The sequence below is a fragment of the Paraclostridium dentum genome, from assembly GCF_012922555.1.
Classification (GTDB): domain Bacteria; phylum Bacillota; class Clostridia; order Peptostreptococcales; family Peptostreptococcaceae; genus Paraclostridium; species Paraclostridium dentum.
Map to the genome: position 1 here is coordinate 53,768 of NZ_WIPK01000001.1, position 17,780 is coordinate 71,547.

Annotated in this window: 15 protein-coding genes and 1 riboswitch; all 15 genes read left to right on the plus strand. The window is 29.2% G+C overall.

Annotated features, from left to right (window positions below; translation table 11 throughout):
- The first annotated feature begins 31 nt into the window (after window positions 1-31).
- The 15 genes from GFJ41_RS00240 (at window position 32) to GFJ41_RS00310 (ending at window position 17,779) form a co-directional block, all read left to right on the plus strand.
- A complete protein-coding gene (locus GFJ41_RS00240) occupies window positions 32-1,657 on the plus strand; it encodes an ABC transporter substrate-binding protein (protein WP_170074327.1) in 1,626 nt (541 codons plus the stop codon).
- Window positions 1,658-1,678: 21 nt separating this feature from the next.
- The gene (locus GFJ41_RS00245) at window positions 1,679-2,671 is read left to right on the plus strand and encodes an ABC transporter permease (RefSeq protein WP_170074328.1); all 993 of its coding nucleotides are present in this window, start codon (window positions 1,679-1,681) and stop codon (window positions 2,669-2,671) included.
- A complete protein-coding gene (locus GFJ41_RS00250; protein WP_170074329.1) occupies window positions 2,671-3,540 on the plus strand; it encodes an ABC transporter permease in 870 nt (289 codons plus the stop codon). Before GFJ41_RS00245 ends, GFJ41_RS00250 begins: the two co-directional genes overlap by 1 nt.
- Before the next feature lie 8 nt (window positions 3,541-3,548).
- The gene (locus tag GFJ41_RS00255) at window positions 3,549-4,481 is read left to right on the plus strand and encodes an ABC transporter ATP-binding protein (RefSeq protein WP_085283616.1); all 933 of its coding nucleotides are present in this window, start codon (window positions 3,549-3,551) and stop codon (window positions 4,479-4,481) included.
- On the plus strand, window positions 4,471-5,085 hold the full coding sequence (locus GFJ41_RS00260) for an ABC transporter ATP-binding protein (RefSeq protein WP_170074330.1): 615 nt from the start codon (window positions 4,471-4,473) through the stop codon (window positions 5,083-5,085). The genes GFJ41_RS00255 and GFJ41_RS00260 overlap by 11 nt, the downstream gene beginning before the upstream one ends.
- Before the next feature lie 138 nt (window positions 5,086-5,223).
- Window positions 5,224-6,606 carry a tryptophanase gene (locus tag GFJ41_RS00265; RefSeq protein ID WP_170074331.1) on the plus strand — a complete coding sequence of 461 codons (1,383 nt, stop codon included), beginning with the start codon at window positions 5,224-5,226 and terminating at the stop codon, window positions 6,604-6,606.
- Between the two features lie 220 nt (window positions 6,607-6,826).
- Window positions 6,827-8,203, plus strand: a complete 1,377-nt coding sequence (locus tag GFJ41_RS00270; protein ID WP_170074332.1) for an aldehyde dehydrogenase — start codon at window positions 6,827-6,829, stop codon at window positions 8,201-8,203.
- A 103-nt stretch (window positions 8,204-8,306) separates the two neighbouring features.
- A complete protein-coding gene (locus GFJ41_RS00275; protein WP_021428893.1) occupies window positions 8,307-8,495 on the plus strand; it encodes a hypothetical protein in 189 nt (62 codons plus the stop codon).
- A gap of 129 nt (window positions 8,496-8,624) precedes the next feature.
- Window positions 8,625-9,620, plus strand: coding sequence for an ornithine carbamoyltransferase (gene argF / locus GFJ41_RS00280; protein ID WP_170074333.1), 996 nt, complete (start codon window positions 8,625-8,627; stop codon window positions 9,618-9,620).
- Window positions 9,621-9,888: 268 nt separating this feature from the next.
- Entirely contained in the window at window positions 9,889-11,514 is a 1,626-nt protein-coding gene (locus GFJ41_RS00285; protein WP_021428883.1) for a Na/Pi cotransporter family protein, read from the plus strand.
- Between the two features lie 346 nt (window positions 11,515-11,860).
- Window positions 11,861-12,571, plus strand: coding sequence for a purine-nucleoside phosphorylase (gene deoD / locus GFJ41_RS00290; protein WP_170074866.1), 711 nt, complete (start codon window positions 11,861-11,863; stop codon window positions 12,569-12,571).
- Window positions 12,572-12,687: 116 nt separating this feature from the next.
- Window positions 12,688-12,865, plus strand: a riboswitch (cobalamin riboswitch).
- Window positions 12,866-12,881: 16 nt separating this feature from the next.
- Window positions 12,882-13,904: an ABC transporter substrate-binding protein gene (locus GFJ41_RS00295; protein WP_170074334.1), complete on the plus strand. Its 1,023-nt coding sequence runs from the start codon at window positions 12,882-12,884 to the stop codon at window positions 13,902-13,904.
- Between the two features lie 27 nt (window positions 13,905-13,931).
- Window positions 13,932-15,026 carry a FecCD family ABC transporter permease gene (locus tag GFJ41_RS00300; protein ID WP_206001480.1) on the plus strand — a complete coding sequence of 365 codons (1,095 nt, stop codon included), beginning with the start codon at window positions 13,932-13,934 and terminating at the stop codon, window positions 15,024-15,026.
- A complete protein-coding gene (locus GFJ41_RS00305; protein WP_035114050.1) occupies window positions 15,026-15,787 on the plus strand; it encodes an ABC transporter ATP-binding protein in 762 nt (253 codons plus the stop codon). Before GFJ41_RS00300 ends, GFJ41_RS00305 begins: the two co-directional genes overlap by 1 nt.
- A 492-nt stretch (window positions 15,788-16,279) precedes the next feature.
- The gene (locus GFJ41_RS00310; protein WP_052169043.1) at window positions 16,280-17,779 is read left to right on the plus strand and encodes an aminotransferase class I/II-fold pyridoxal phosphate-dependent enzyme; all 1,500 of its coding nucleotides are present in this window, start codon (window positions 16,280-16,282) and stop codon (window positions 17,777-17,779) included.
- Window position 17,780: the final 1 nt, after the last annotated feature.

Sequence of the window (17,780 nt, forward strand, 5' to 3'; positions counted from 1 at the left end):
TTTTTTTACGCTTAAATAAGGGGGATAATTTATGAAACTAAAAAGGTCGATATCTATAGCATTAACTATGATGCTTACTGTTGGAACGATTACAGGATGTACAAGTTCAAAAGAAGGAGAAAAATCGAGCGCTAAAGGTAATACAAGCTCCAGAATAGAGAATAGTGAACTTGTTGCTGCAGTAGCATATGAACCAGATGAGGGGTTTGATGCTACAACTGGTGGTCATGGATCAATGACTAGAGTATTTTTTTCAACACTATTTAAAAGAGATAAAAATTTAGGAATGGAAAATGATTTAGCAACAGGATATAAGGTTTCCGATGATAGGTTAACATGGAATGTATCTATAAGAGATGGGGTTAAATTTAGCGATGGAGAAAATTTAACAGCTGAAGACGTTGTATATACATATGAAAAGGCAAAAGAAAGTGGATCTAATATAGATTTAACTATCTTAGACAGTGTAAAAGTAATGGATGATCATAATATAGAGTTTAAATTAAAAGAACCTCAATCTACATTTATAGAGAAAATGGCATCGATAGGTATAGTTCCTAAACATGCACATAATGAAAAATTTGCACAAAATCCAATTGGATCAGGTCCATATAAATTTGTTCAATGGGATAAAGGTCAACAAGTTATAGCAGAAGCTAATGAAAATTATTATGGGGAAAAGCCTAGTATAAAAAAATTAACTATGGTGTTTTTAGATGATGATGCAGCTTATGCAGCTGTAAAATCGGGAGAAGTAGATATAGCCTCTATACCAGGATCTTTTGCGAAAGATAAAGTAGAGGGGAAAAAGGTAATTGAGTTAGATAGTATAGAAACTTATGGGATAGAATTCCCTATGCAAAAAAGTGGAGAAAAAAATAAAGATGGACATCCTGTTGGTAATGATGTAACAAGTGACAAATCAATAAGAGAAGCTTTGAATTATGCTATAAATAGACAAGAGCTAGTAGATGGAGTTTTAGATGGATTTGGAGCTGTATCAACAACTGGTCTTGAAAAAATGCCTTGGCTTAATAAGGAAACAATATTAAAAGGTGATGGAGATATAGAAAAAGCTAAGAACATACTTAAAGAAGGCGGATGGAAGGACTCAAACTCTGATGGCATTTTAGAAAAAGACGGTACTAAAGCTGAGTTTAAATTGCTTTACACAGATGGAAAATACAGACAAGAATTAGGCTTATCGGTAGTTGAAACTGCAAAACAATTAGGTATAAAAATCGATTTAGAAGCTAAAACATGGGATACTATAGAACCTGAGATAAACTCTCAACCGGTATTATTTGGATGGGGATCAGGAGATCCATCAGAGCTTAACTATTTATATAGTAGCAAAGTTATAGGAGTTGGAGTTCCTTGGAATAATGCTGGATACTATAAAAATGAAAAAGTTGATGACTATATAAGTAAAGCCTTGCAAAGTGAAAATGAAAATGAAGCTATTGAATATTGGAAAAAAGCTCAATGGGATGGAGAAACCGGGTTTTCAACTAAAGGAGATTTAACATATGCATGGCTTGTAAATGCAGGTCATTTATACATAGCTGATGAAAATCTAGATATAGGAACTCCAGTTGTTCAACCACATGGAGGTAGAATTCTTGATAATATAACAGAATGGAAATGGAAAAAGTAAATTTTTCAAGGAGATACTCATATGAATAACCCTAATAATATAGGAATATTTTTAATAAAAAAAATTATAAGACTTGCAACTCTTTTAATGGCTGTGTGTATAGTAAGTTTTATTTTAATGGAAAAGTCACCGATAGATCCTATCAAGGCTTATGTAGGTGCAGATTTAAGTGTTACACAAGAACAAAGGGAAGAAATAGCTAATCATTGGGGGCTTAATAAACCTCCTGTTGAAAGATTTATTTCATGGTTTAGCTCAATATTGAAAGGTGATTTTGGAACATCGATGATATATAGACGACCTGTAATAGATGTTATAACCGAAAAATTTATGGCATCTTTAGCTCTTATGGTTGTGGCATGGACAATTTCTGGCATATTAGGATTTGTTATGGGGGTTATATCTGGAATAAAAGAAGGTAGCATAGTTGATAAAATTATAAGGGGGTATTGTCATATTTTAATTTCAACTCCTACCTTCTGGTTAGGTATTTTACTTATCATGATATTTTCTGTTAAGTTAAAATTATTTCCGGTTGCACTAGGTGTACCTATTGGAGTGTTGGCAAGTGAAGTTACATTAAAAAGTCTATTAAAACACTTAATACTTCCAGCATTGACTTTAAGTGTTATAGGTGTAGCCAATATATGTTTACATACGAGAGAAAAAGTTATTGAAATTTCAAATAGTGATTATGTACTTTTTGCAAAAGCAAGAGGAGAAAGTAGTAAAAGTATAATATTTAATCATATTATAAGAAACGTTGCACTGCCAGCTATAACCCTTCAGTTTTTATCATTTAGTGAATTATTTGCAGGCACTATATTTGCAGAACAAGTTTTTTCATATCCAGGACTTGGACAAGCTACAGTTGATGCAGGGATTAAAGGAGACTTACCTCTTTTAATGGGTGTGGTTATAATAAGTTTAATATTTGTATTTACTGGAAATTTAATTGCAGATATTTTATATAAAGTTATCGATCCTAGAATGAAGGAGGGAAATACTAACTAATGGAACAACTTCAATATATAAAAGAAAAAACTCATTCTAACAGTAAGATTAATATAGGAATAAGAGAAAAAACCATTTTATCTATATTAATTTTTAGTTGTTTTTTAATAGGAATAATTGTATTTGGTAGCTTTATAAGTGAAAAGCAAATATCTATAGATTTAACTCAAAAAAATATATCCCCAAATTTAAATTATTTGTTTGGTACAGACTGGATGGGAAGAGATATGTTTTATAGAACTATAAAGGGTCTTAGCTTAAGTATGAAGATAGGTGTTATGGCATCTATGATAAGTGGATTAATAGCATTAACTTTAGGGCTAATGAGTGCTACTATGGGAAATACAGTTGATTCTATAATTACATGGATTATAGATTTATTTCTTTCTGTGCCACATGCTTTAGTTATAATACTTATATCTATATCTCTAGGTGGAGGACTAAAAGGAATTATAATAGGTGTAGCTATTACACACTGGCCATCATTAACAAGGATAATAAGGGTAGAAGTAATGCAAATAAAAAACTCTGAATATGTGAATCTGTCCAAAAATTTTGGTAAATCCAACTTATATATTGCTACAAAACACATATTGCCACATATAATCCCTCAACTTTTAGTAGGAGTAGTATTAATATTTCCACATGCTATATTACATGAGGCTTCTATAACTTTTTTAGGATTTGGACTTCAACCTCATGAACCTGCTATTGGAATAATTTTATCAGAAGCTATGAAATATTTAAGCAGTGGTAGATGGTGGTTAGCTTTTTTCCCAGGGATAAGTTTGGTCTTAGTTTCGTTAATGGTTGATAATATAGGTAAACAAATAAGTAAACTCATAAATCCTAAGTTAGCACATAAATAGGAGGTTGTATGAAAGAGCCAGTACTAAGTGTTAAAAATTTAGAAGTTAGCTTTTCTCAATATACGAAAGGATTAAGAAAAAGAAATTTAAAAGTTATAACAAATTTAGATATAGATTTATATGAAGGTGAAATACTAGCTGTTGTTGGATCAAGTGGATCGGGGAAAAGTTTGTTAGCTCACGCAATACTTGGAATACTTCCTAGAAATTCTAATGTTGAAGGTAGCATAATTTATAAAAATGAAATTTTAGATAAAAAAAGAAAAGAAAAATTAAGAGGAAAAGAAATTGTGTTAATACCACAATCAATAAATTACCTAGATCCTCTTATGAAAGTTTCTGACCAAGTTAAATTATCATTAGAAAATAAAAAAGAAGCAAGTAAAATACAAAGAAATATTTTTTCTAAGTATGGATTAAATGAAAAAGTTGATAAAATGTTTCCTTTTCAATTATCAGGGGGGATGGCAAGAAAAGTTTTGCTATCAACAGCATTGGTAAGTGATACGAAAGTAATAATAGCAGATGAACCTACTCCTGGATTGGATGAAAAATCATTAAATGAAGCATTAGGACATTTTAGAGATATTGCAGATAATGGATGTGCTGTTTTAATGATAACGCATGATATTGATGCAGCATTAAAGGTAGCTGATAAAATTGCTGTATTTTATGCAGGAACTACCTTGGAAGTTGCTAATGTAATAGATTTTAAAAGTGGGAATGAAAAACTTAGACATCCTTATACAAAAGCTCTTTACAATGCTTTACCTCAAAATGAATTTAAACCAATACCTGGATCACAACCACTTCCAACTGAGATTCCTAAAGGATGTTTATTTTATGAACGATGTGAAATTAGATCCAATGATTGTAAAAACAAAAGACCTAATAGTAAGTATATTAGAGGTGGAATGGTGAGGTGTCTAAATGCAACTTAAAGCCAAGGATATAAGTTTTAAGTATAAAAATAGCAATACATATGTTTTGAAAAATGTAGATTTTGAAATTAACAGTGGGGAAATAGTTGGATTAGTTGCGCCAAGTGGATTTGGAAAAACTACTTTGGCAAAAATTTTAGCCGGATATGAAAACTCATATACAGGAACTGTAAAAATTGAAGGTATAAATAAAAAAAATAAGTACAATCCAGTACAATTAATTTTTCAACATCCAGAAAAAGCTGTTAATCCCAAGTGGAAAATGCGTCAAATTTTAACAGAATCATTTAATCCACCTAAAGAACTTTTAGATTATATAGGAATAAAAAATGAGTGGTTAAACAGATATCCCAATGAGCTTTCAGGAGGGGAATTACAGAGATTTTGTGTTATAAGAGCTTTATCTAAAGATACTAAGTTTTTAATTGCTGATGAAATGACAACTATGTTAGATGCTATAACTCAAGCACAAATTTGGAATGTAGTTTTAGATTATATCAAACAAAATAATATAGGGCTTATAGTAATAAGTCATGAGAAAACCTTAATTCAAAGAATTTGTGACAGGGTTGTTAATTTAGAAAAATTCAAGGTGAAAATTTAGTTTTAAAATAAAAAATATATATTGATACTAGATTTCTAATTTGATATATTAAAATTAGGAACAAAAATCAAAATCATATCAAAGGCATTTTAAATACATCATAAATAAAGTTAAACTACTAAAATGGGGGTCTTTATTATGAGTAAAAAATATGTTGCAGAGCCATTTAAAATCAAAATGGTTGAACCTATCAAAATGACTACAAAGGAAGAAAGAGAAGAAAAAATCAAAGAAGCAAATTTCAACCTATTTTCATTAAAAGCAGATGACGTATACATAGACTTATTAACAGACAGTGGAACAGGGGCAATGAGTTCAAAGCAATGGGCAGCAGTAATGCTAGGAGATGAATCATATTCTGGAGCGAGTAGTTACTTCAAATTGGTGGAAGCGGCAAAAGATATATTTGGATATAAATATATACAACCAGTTCATCAAGGTAGAGCTGCAGAAAAAGTATTGGTTCCTTTATTTGTAGAACAAGGAAAATACGCTATATCAAATATGCATTTTGATACAACTCGAGCACATGTTGAGTTAACTGGGGCTAAAGCTATTGACTGTGTAGTTCCTGAAGCCTTAGATACAGTGACTTATGCTCCATTTAAAGGAAATATGGACATAGTTAGAATGGAAAAATTAATAAATGAGTTTGGTGTAGAAAACGTTGGAGTTATAATAATGACAGTAACTAACAATACTGCAGGTGGGCAACCTGTATCAATGGAAAATATGAGAGAAACTTATAAAGTCGCTCAAAAATATAAAATTCCTGTATTGATAGACGCTGCAAGATATGCAGAAAATGCATACTTCATAAAAACTAGAGAAGAAGGGTATGCAGATAAAACTATAAAAGAAATTGTAAAAGAAATGTTTAGCTATGGAGATATGATGACTATGAGTTCTAAAAAAGATGCTATAGTTAACATGGGAGGACTTATAGGGGTTAGAGATGACGAAGAGTTATATAACAATGTAAAAGCTCGTACAATATCATTTGAAGGATTTGTTTCTTATGGAGGTTTAGCTGGACGTGATTTAGAGGCTTTATCTGTTGGCCTTTATGAAGGAATTGATTTTGATTATTTAAAATATCGTATAGGACAAATGGAGTATATTGCAAATAGGCTTGATGAGGCGAGTATAGCTTATCAATCTCCAGTTGGAGGTCATGCAGTATTTGTAGATGCTAAGAAGTTACTTCCACATATACCATATTACCAATTCCCTGCACAAGCACTTGCAATAGAATTATATAAAGAAGCTGGAATTAGAACTTGTGATATAGGTTCGTATATGTTAGATAACGATCCTGTAACAGGTGAGCAACGTCAATCAGAATTAGAGCTTACAAGACTTGCGATTCCGAGAAGAGTTTATACTCAAGCTCATCTAGATGTTATTGTAGATGCATTAATATCTATAAAAGAAAGAGCTGATCAAATAAAAGGTTATGAAATAACTTGGCAACCTAAAGTTTTAAGACACTTTACATCAAAACTTAGACCAATAGAGTAGGGTGAGTTAGCAAGAGATACTTAAAATAATATTGTGAGAAAGATAAATATTTAAATTTTACTCCCAAAGCGTGAAGATGCTTTAAAGGTCGTTAAAACTCAAATATTTATCCTAAACAAATTATTTTGAAGTATCTCTTTTTTATGTTGGGATGGAGTTCAAATGGGTAGAGAAATAATATATAATAAAGTTATAAATATACAATTGGAGATGAGTTATTTTGAAACCTTATATAGATATATTGGAAAATCAAAGAAGGCATTTAAATGAAGTTGGAATAATTAGTGTTGAAGATAGAATTAAAGCTTTAAAAGATTTAAAACAAACTATAAAAAAATATGAAAATGAAATTATAGATGCACTTTATAAAGATTTAGGAAAACCTGAGTTTGAAAGTTATACAACAGAGGTTGGATTTATATATAGATCTATAAATCATGCACTGAAAAATATAAAAAAATGGAATAAAGTAAAAAGAGTAAGAAATGATATAGCACAAATTCCAGGAAAGTCATATGTATATAACTCTGCATATGGAAGTGTTCTTATAATAGGGCCTTATAATTATCCTTTCCAATTAACTATAGAACCGCTTATAGGAGCTATAGCTGGTGGAAACACAGCTGTTATTAAACCTTCAGAATACACTACTAATGTTGAATATATATTAGTTAAAATTATTAAAGAGTGTTTTAATTCAAATTATATTGATATAGTAGTGGGGGATTATATTGTAAATAGCAATTTATTAGACTTAAATTTTGATTATATATTTTTTACAGGAAGCGTAAATGTAGGCAAAATAGTTATGGAAAAAGCTAGTAAAAACTTAATACCTACAACTTTAGAATTAGGTGGGAAGTCACCAACTATAGTAGATAAAACTGCAAAACTAGACGTGGCAGCAAAACGTATAGTATGGGGAAAATTTGCAAATGCTGGCCAAACTTGTGTAGCACCGGATTATTTATTAGTCCATGAAGATATATATGAAGAATTTATACAAAAGTTAAAGAGTACTATAACAAATTTTTATGGAGAAAAAATAAAAGACAGTAAAGACTTTGGAAGAATTGTTAATGACCGTCACATGAGTAGGTTAAAAGATATACTAGATAAAGATCATGAAAAAATAGTATTTGGTGGAGAGATTGATATGAAAACAAGATATATTTCACCTACTATTTTAAAAGATGTTAACTACAATGACGCAGTTATGCAAGCTGAAATCTTTGGCCCTATAATGCCTATTATAAAATATAGTGAACTTGACGATATAAGGTTTTACTTAAACTTACATCAAACACCACTGGCGTTATATGTTTTTTCAGAAGATAAATATTTTAGTGATTATATAATTAAAAACTTTACTTTTGGAGGTGGATGCATAAATGATACAATAACACATGTTGCATCTACAAATCTTCCATTTGGGGGAGTTAAAACATCTGGAATTGGAAGATATCATGGATATAATAGTTTTAAAACTTTTACATATGAAAAAGCAATTGTAAAAAGAAGTAGTAAAATAGATATAAATTTAGTATTTCCACCATATAAAGATAAATTAAAATTAATAAAAAAAGTAATGAAATAAAATTTAAAAATGTAAAAATTTTACTGTATTTGTTAATGAAAATAAGAGAAAACTAAAAGTGATGTATATTTAGTTCAATATATTTTACTTGGAGGTGCTTATTTTGAAAGAGAATTCATTTTTAAATAGTGTAAGAGGCATATTCAAAGAAATGCTATATATGGAAAGTGAAAACACTAATACAGATAGAGAAAAAGTAACCGAAATAGATAAGTATGGAAATAAAACTACTTACTATAGAGCAGGAGCAGGACCTGATCAGCCAAATACAATAAATCAAAAATTTGAATAAAGATAAAAATAAAGAAAGAATACACTTATGTTATAGGTGTATTCTTTCTTTATTTTTACCTTTGACATATCACATATAAACGAATAAAAGAGTAAAATAAATAGACAACAATTATTAGGGGGGATTAAATTGACTATAGATCTAAAGGGAAGATCATTTTTGACCTTATTAGATTATACAGAAGAAGAAATAAGATACCTATTAGACCTAGGAAAGCTTTATAAAATAGCTAAAAAATTAGATAGACCTCATAAAAAATTAGATACTAAAAATATTGCGCTTATATTTGAAAAAGATTCAATTAAGACAAGATGTGCATTTGACGTTGCTGCTATGGACTTGGGAATAGGAGTAACATATATAGGTGCTAATGAACTACAAATTGATAAAAAAGAATCTACGAAAGATTTTGCTAGAACATTTGGAAAAATATATGATGGTATAGCTTATTGTGGAGGAACTCAGAATAATTTAAATCAATTGAATGAGTTTGCTAAAATTTCTATATGGAATGCAATGACAAATGAGTATCATCCTACTCAGGTTTTAGCAGACTTATTAACTATAGAAGAAAAGTTAGGACATTTAAAAGGTGCAAAGATTACATTTGTTGGAGATGCAAAAAATAATGTAGTAAACTCTTTAATGATAGCATGTGCAAAAATGGGAATTAATTTTACTATATGTGCTCCAAGTGACCTATATCCTGACAAATCATTGGTTAATGAATGTAAAAACATAAGCAAAAAAAATAAATCTAACATAAATTTAACTGAAAATATTCACGAAGGAACTAAAGATGCAGATGTAATTTACACTTCCCCATGGAAATCTATACTGGAATCAAATGATATTTCAAAAGATAAGATAGAAAAGCTAACAAATTACAAAGTTAGTATGGAACTTATGAATAATTGTAATAAAAATGTTATATTTATGCACTGTCTACCTGCTTTTCATAATTTAGAAACTAAATTCAGAAGAGATTTTTATGAAGACTTTGGAATAAAAGAAATGGAAGTCACAGATGATGTTTTTGAATCTAATTACTCTGTTGTATTTGATCAAAGTGAAAATAGAATGCACACAATAAAAGCTATAATCGTTGCAACTTTAGGATTTTAACGTAAATGATATTAATTGAATTAATGTATATAAAAATAAGGGTATAGGAGCATATTCTTATTTTTATATATAAGTATAATTAACAAAAAATTAACGAAAAAGTTTGTTTTTTAACTAAAGTTTAATCTCAATTTAATAATTAACAGCAACTTAACAAAAAAGAGTGTTTCTTAACATAGCCTTAACTTAAATTGACAAAATATTTGTTAAAATCAAATTAATGAAAAAATACAGAAAACACGTTTGATTTTTAAGGAGGAAATTATTAGTGGAAATAGCAGTAAATTTGATGGGAGGACTGGGACTATTCTTATATGGAATGAATCTTATGGCAGATGGTCTTCAGAAATCAGCAGGAGAAAAATTAAAAAGAATAATTGGACTTTTAACTAGTAATGTATTAATGGGAGTTTTAGTAGGGGCTCTAGTAACAGCAATTATACAAAGTAGTAGTGCAACTACAGTTATGGTAGTTGGATTTGTTAACGCAGGAATCATGACATTACCTCAAGCTATAGGTGTTATAATGGGGGCTAATATAGGAACGACTATAACAGCTCAACTTGTATCTCTTGATTTAGTAGGAATGGCACCTTTAGCATTAGGTATAGGTATAGTAATGTATTTATTTTCAAAGAATCAAAAAACAAAAACAATAGCTGAAATTTTAATAGGCTTTGGGATATTATTTACTGGAATGGATTTTATGAAAAATGCAGTAAAACCATTATCAGAATTCAAAGGATTTACTGATGCACTAGTTGCTTTTGGAAATAGACCTATTCTTGGAATCTTATTAGGATTTGGAATAACGGCAATAGTACAAAGTTCGAGTGCTTCTATGGGGATGTTGTTAGCACTTGCATCTCAAGGATTAATACCGTTAACTGCAGCACTGCCTATACTATATGGAGAAAATATAGGGACATGTGTTACATCTTTAATATCTAGTATAGGAGCTAGTATAAATGCTAGAAGAGCAGCTTTAATGCACTTAGTGTTTAATATAATAGGAACCATTGTATTTATGTTAATTTTAACAAAACCTATAACTATGATAGTTCAAAATTTAAACCCAGATGATGTAAGTAGACAGATTGCGAATGCTCATACATTATTTAATATAACAAATGTTATATTATTACTTCCTTTCTCTAAATACATAGTAAAGCTTACTATGAAGCTTATGCCAGAAAGAGAAGAAGAAATAAAAAGCAAAAAGACTGTTCATTACATAGATGATAGAATGATGGAAACTCCATCTATAGCTTTATCAAACACTATAAAAGAAACTTTAAGAATGGGTGAAAAAGCTAAAGAAAGTTTAGACAATGCAATGACAGGATTTTTAAATAAATCAAAAGAAAAAGTAGATAAATCTTTTAAAAATGAAAAGCTAATAAATATTTTACAAAAAAGCATACTAAATTATTTATTGAAACTATCTAAAACTTCATTAAATGATAATTCTAGAGAAAGTGTAGATCTATTATTTAATACTGTAAATGATATAGAAAGAGTTGGAGATCATGCAGAAAATATAGCAGAGCTTGCAACTACAGTTATAGATAATGATTTGAGTTTATCTAAAGATGGATCTGTTGAACTTAAAGAATTATACCAAAAGGTTGTAGACACGTACAGTTTAGCTCTTGAAAGTTTAGAGAAGTCAGATGTGGATTTGGCGTGTAGAGTAATAAAGATGGAAGAACAAGTTGATATGATGGAAAAAAGCTGTAGAGCAAATCATATGAGAAGACTAAACGCAAGTTCTTGTAGTGTGGACTCTGGAGTTATATTCTTAGATTTAATTAGTAATCTAGAAAGAGTATCAGATCATTCTGCTAATATAGCTCAACAGGTTATAAAATCGAGTAATAAGAAATTTGCATAATATAAGACTTTAAATAAAAAGCTTTATCGATATAATATAATATTATGATTGATAAAGCTTTTTGTATTTAATTAAACTATAAATGTAATTAAATTTTAAAAATTATAAAAATTGGCAGAAAGTATTGTACTAGTGAATAAAAAATTGTAATATATACATATAATATAGTGTATGCTAAAAGATAAAGAGTGTAGACTAAATAAGATATCAATATATACAAGTACATATATGTTATAAGAAATAGTATTTCAATTTTAAGTTGTATATATAATTATTGATATTAAATAAGATGATAATTAAGTTTAAATAATATTAATGATAGTTAAAGGAGAATGAAATTATGGCAATGGGAGCACCAACACCACACAATAGCGGTAAATTAGGAGATATAGCAGAAACAGTATTATTACCAGGGGATCCTTTAAGAGCTAAATTTATAGCAGAAACTTTCTTAGAAGACGTTGTCCAATACAACACTGTAAGAGGTATGGATGGTTACACTGGATACTATAATGGCAAAAAAATATCAGTACAAGGTACAGGTATGGGATGTCCATCAATAGGAATATATACATATGAATTAATCCATTTTTATGGAGTTAAAAATCTTATAAGAATAGGTTCTGCAGGAGCTTTACATGAAGATTTAAAAATGCATGATATAGTAATAGGTATGGGTTCTTGTACAGATTCTAATTATGCATCTCAATACAACTTACCAGGAACATTTGCGCCAGTAGCAAGCTATGAATTACTTAGCAAAGCTGTAGAAGTTGCAAAAAGCCAAGGAGTTGAGCCTAAAGTTGGAAACATACTATGCAGTGATGTATTCTATGGAGATGAAGGATTAGATTCTTTAGCAAAATGGACTAAAATGGGAGTGTTAGCTGTAGAAATGGAATCAGCTGCACTTTATATGAACGCTGCAAGAGCTGGAGTTAATGCTCTTTGTATATTAACAATTTCTGATTGTCCTTTTAAAGGAGAAGCAACTACTGCTATGGAAAGACAAACTGCATTTACAAGAATGATGAATATAGCTTTAGAATTAGCTTAACATAAAAACTCGCTTTTATAGTATAACTATGAAAGTGAGTTTTTTTATGTTAAAAAATAAGATGTCTAAATTTTGCAATTTATAGAAAAATGAATCGGATTATGATAACATTATAATGATAAATATAAATACTAGGTTTTTATTAATTAATAGGGAATGATGTGAAAATCATCAACAGCCCCCGCTACTGTAATTACGGACGAGTCTTTTTTTAGCCACTGAAGAATTTCTTTGGGAAGGTAAAGATTAGGATGATGTATAAGTCAGGAGACCTGCCTAGATAAAACAAACTTTCGGAGGGAGAGACAAAATGAAAATATCAAAAAAAATCAAATTAAGTTTGCTTAGCTTAGTTATAGGGCTAAGCTTTGTAGGGTGCAGTAAAACCGAAACTAAAACTGAAGACACTATTACAAAGAAGGTAGAAAAAACAAATGAAACAAAGGATAATTATTATCCGGTAACTATTACTACGCACAATAGCAACAAAGAAGAAATAAAGGTTACTATAAAAGAAAAACCTAAAAAGGCTCTTGCAGTTTATCAAGACTCTATAGAAACTATGCTAGCACTAGGGTTAGAAGATAATATAGTTGCAGCGGCTGGGTTAGACCATAAGGTTAAAGATGAATATCAAGAAGCTTTTAAAAAGGTTAAGTATTTAGATGAGTTTACACCGTCTAAAGAAAATACTATGATGTTACAACCAGATCTTATAGTAGGATGGGATTCTTTGTTTACCGATAAAACTTTAGGAACAGTAGATTTTTGGCAAAATAAAGGCACAAATACATACATGGCATTAAATAGTGGAGCAGTAGAGCATAAAACTATTAAAAATGAATGTGAAGATATATTAAATATAGGGAAAATATTTAACGTTGAAGATAAAGCTAAAAATATAGTTAATAATATAAATAAGAAAGTAGATGAAGTTGTAGAGTCTGAAAAAGGCAAAAAGCAACAAACTACTTTAATAGTTGAATTTTACGATGATAAAATTAGTGGATATGGAAAAAGCACTCTAGGAGGAGATATGGTAACTAAACTAGGTGCGAAATTATTAAATGAAGATGGCAATCCACTAAGTAAAGAAGATTTAGTAAAATTAAATCCAGACAGTATATTTGTAGTATATATGAATAGAGATGATGATAGTAAAAAGGCTGAAGAAACTAAAAATTTAGTTATGAAAGACAAAGCATTACAAAGTTTAAATGCAGTTAAAAATAATAGAGTTTATCCAATAGAACTAGGACAAATGTATTGTAGTGGAGTAAGAACTATAGATGGAATAGAAACTTTTGCAAATGGACTTTATCCAAGTAAATAGAAAGAGGGACATGGACATATGCAATCAATGAAAAGCTTAAGAAAATATGGAAATAATGAAGAAAAGGGCTTTGTGAAAACAAAGCCTATATATATATTAGTTATTATGGGACTTATTGTTGCTTTAATTTTATCTATTTTATTTGCTGTAACAATAGGTTCAAGTGACATCAGCATAAAGCAAGTATATCAAATAATAGGGTATAAACTATTTAGTATAGGAAATGAAAATACTTTATCTAATGGAGCTATCCATGATGTAGTATGGTTTATTAGGCTACCTAGAATAATTTTAGCTTTATGTGTGGGAATAGGACTGTCTGTATGTGGAGTTGTAATGCAAGCTATAGTAAAAAACCCTCTAGCAGATCCGTATATCCTTGGTGTATCATCTGGAGCATCCTTAGGGGCTACAATAGCTATAATGTTAGGATTTACAACTTTATTAGGACAAAACTCGATAGGGATATTTGCATTCTTTGGTGCATTTTTAGTTTCGATGTTAGTTTTAATGATTTCAAACACAGGGTCAAGATCTAACTCTACAAAACTATTATTAGCGGGAATGGCTTTGAGTTCTGTGTGTAGTGGATTTTCAAGTTTTATAGTTTATATAAAGAATGATGCAGAAGGAATGAAAAATATAACATTTTGGCTTATGGGAAGTTTAGCTGGAGCTAAATGGGAGGAAATAGTATTTATACTTCCATTGATTTTAATAGGGACTATATTCTTTTTAAGTCAGTATAGAATATTAAATTTAATGTTATTGGGAGATGATGTAGCCATAACATTAGGCACTGATTTACATAGGTATAGACAAGTATATCTAATTGTAACATCTCTCCTAGTAGGATTAGTAGTTTATTCATCTGGTATGATTGGATTTGTCGGACTTATAATACCTCACATTGTTAGAGGTTTATTTGGGACTGACCATAAAAAAATAATTCCAATATCTGCACTTTTGGGAGCTATATTTTTAATATGGTCAGATGTATTATCTCGAATAATAATAAAAAATGCAGAACTTCCGATTGGAATACTTATATCTATGATAGGAGCTCCTTGCTTTGTTTATCTAATGATAAGAAGAAGTTATGGGTTTGGAGGTACTAATTAATGAGAATAGAAACTAAAAAATTAGAGCTTTCTATAAATGAAAATAAAATATTAAAAGGCATAGATATTGATATTAAAAATAAAGAATTTGTAGGGATTATAGGGCCTAATGGAAGTGGAAAATCGACTCTTTTAAAGTGTATATATAGAAACTTAACCCCAAGTAATGGTGTAATATACCTAGATGATATTAATATTAAAAGTATATCAACTAAAGATAGTGCTAAAAAAATTGGAGTTGTAGCTCAACATAATCATAATAACTTTGATTTCTCGGTATTAGATATGGTACTTATGGGAAGAAGTCCTTATAAAAAGGTTATGGATAGAGATACTAAGGAAGATTATGAAATTGTATATAATGCCATAGATAAAGTAAATATAAGGCATTTAATTAATAGAAACTTTAATACTTTATCGGGAGGGGAGCAACAAAGAGTTATATTAGCGAGGGCTTTAGCTCAGGATACAAAGTGTTTAATACTTGATGAACCAACCAACCATTTAGATATTAAATATCAGCTACAATTAATGGGTATTGTTAAAGAGTTAGGTATAGAAGTTATAGCAGCTATTCATGATTTAAATATTGCAGCTATGTATTGTGATAAAATATATGTGTTAAAAGATGGAGACATTAGGGCTTATGGAACTCCAAAGCAGGTTTTAACTACAGAACTTATAAAGGAAGTTTATGGAGTTAATGCTAAAATTTTAAAAGATGAAACTGATGGTAATATAAATATAATTTTTAAAAAATAATTAAATTAAAAAATAAATATAGAAAGCTAAAAAATAATTTGAAAATATTTTTTAGCTTTTTTTTATGTAATAAATTAATTATTTCTAAATAAAAATCAATTTGGTTAAAAAAAGTGAAAATTTATTATTTTAAAAAAGTTTAGCAGTAATATACATTGATGATTAGTAATATTAAATAAAAGCATTGGTAAAACGATAAAATTGAGTTAGTTATACTAAACATAATAAAAATTAATATAAACAAAAGTTTACCTTAACTAAACATAATAAAAATTAATATAAACATAAAAATGAAAAAATATGTATATACATTGAAATAACTAGAAATAGAAAAATTAATATTGAAAATAAAAAAATAAAAAAAGTGCTTGCAAAATAGCTGAAACTTTATATAATAAATATTGTGAGTTTAATAAAACTAAATTTTATGAATAGAAATAATAACCTTTAAAAAGTTAAATCAATCTTTAAAATAAAGAAGGGAGGAACGATTTGGAAGCTATAGGTAAAAACTTAGAGTTAGAATATGAGAGAAGTTATAAGTTAAATCATAGTCAAATACCACTACTAAGCTCACTAAAAGAATATTCAAAAAAAGATATAGCATGTTTTGATGTACCTGGTCATGTAAGACATCAAGGAGTAGATATATTAAATAATTATTATGGAGAAGAATTGATGAAAATGGATATAAACTCATCTCCATTAATGGATAATGTATCTAATCCTAAGGGAGTCATAAAAAATGCTCAAAAGCTTTTAGCGGATGCTTATGGTTCAGATGATGCTTTTTTTATAACCAATGGAACTACAGGAGCTATACATGCAATGATATTAAGCATCATAGAGGATAATGATAAATTGCTTCTTCCTAGAAATATACATAAATCAGTTATCAATGCACTAATATTAAGTGGAGGAGAACCTGTATTTATTCAACCGGAGTTTGATAAAGAACTAGGAATAAGTCTTAATATAAGGGCTAAAGATGTAAAGCATGCACTTGAAACAAATAAGGGGATAAAAGCTTTATTTTTACTTAATCCAACTTATTATGGAGCATGTAGTGATTTAAGAGAAATTATAGACATATGTCATGAACATAATGTATTAGTTTTAGTAGATGAGGCACATGGAGCTCACTTCCCGTTTCATGATGATTTACCACCATCAAGTATGAAGCTAGGAGCAGATATGGCGGCGGTTAGCATACATAAAACAGGAGGGGCATTAACTCAAGCTTCAGCATTACTTTTAAACAACAAAAGTATAGAGTCTAGCAAGGTTCTTCAATGTATAAACATGCTGCAATCAACATCAGCATCATATTTGTTAATGAGTAGCATTGATGGGGCTAGATCCAATTTAGTGTCAAATGGGCAGGAACAATTATCGAAAGCTTTAAATCTTTCAAGATACGCTAAAGCTAGGCTCAATAAAGTAAAAGGTATAAAGGTTGTATCTACGGAATGTTTAAATGACGAAGGAGTAAAGTTTATAGATGAGACAAAACTTTGCATAAATGTTAAAAGATTAAATTTAACAGGACTTGAAGTTTATGATTTATTATATAAAGAGTTTGCAGTTCAAGCTGAATTAGGAGATTTATATAATATATTAGCTTTAATATCTATAGGTACAGAAAAAGAAGATGTAGACAAATTAATAAATGCATTAGAAGTTATATCTAAAATATATAAGAAGCCTGATAAGATAAATGATATAGATATAAAGCAGATAAACCCAATATTGAAACTAAAACCAAGAGATGCTTTTTATAAAGATAAAGAAATGGTCTTACTTGATGGATGTATTGGAAGAATTTCTGGAGAATCTATAATGGCTTATCCACCAGGTATTCCGATAGTAACTCCTGGAGAAATAATTACAAAAGAAATTATAGATTATATAAAGTTGTTAAAAGACAATAATGCATATTTAAGCGATATGAAAGACAAAGACTTAAATTATATATTAGTTATAAAAAAATAAA

Bases quoted from the DNA above. Each gene is read 5' to 3' on its own strand.
- GFJ41_RS00240 (WP_170074327.1), top strand. From the start codon at position 32: ATGAAACTAAAAAGGTCGATATCTATAGCATTAACTATGATGCTTACT.
- GFJ41_RS00245 (WP_170074328.1), top strand. From the start codon at position 1,679: ATGAATAACCCTAATAATATAGGAATATTTTTAATAAAAAAAATTATA.
- GFJ41_RS00250 (WP_170074329.1), top strand. From the start codon at position 2,671: ATGGAACAACTTCAATATATAAAAGAAAAAACTCATTCTAACAGTAAG.
- GFJ41_RS00255 (WP_085283616.1), top strand. From the start codon at position 3,549: ATGAAAGAGCCAGTACTAAGTGTTAAAAATTTAGAAGTTAGCTTTTCT.
- GFJ41_RS00260 (WP_170074330.1), top strand. From the start codon at position 4,471: ATGCAACTTAAAGCCAAGGATATAAGTTTTAAGTATAAAAATAGCAAT.
- GFJ41_RS00265 (WP_170074331.1), top strand. From the start codon at position 5,224: ATGAGTAAAAAATATGTTGCAGAGCCATTTAAAATCAAAATGGTTGAA.
- deoD (WP_170074866.1), top strand. From the start codon at position 11,861: ATGGGAGCACCAACACCACACAATAGCGGTAAATTAGGAGATATAGCA.
- GFJ41_RS00295 (WP_170074334.1), top strand. From the start codon at position 12,882: ATGAAAATATCAAAAAAAATCAAATTAAGTTTGCTTAGCTTAGTTATA.
- GFJ41_RS00300 (WP_206001480.1), top strand. From the start codon at position 13,932: ATGAAAAGCTTAAGAAAATATGGAAATAATGAAGAAAAGGGCTTTGTG.
- GFJ41_RS00305 (WP_035114050.1), top strand. From the start codon at position 15,026: ATGAGAATAGAAACTAAAAAATTAGAGCTTTCTATAAATGAAAATAAA.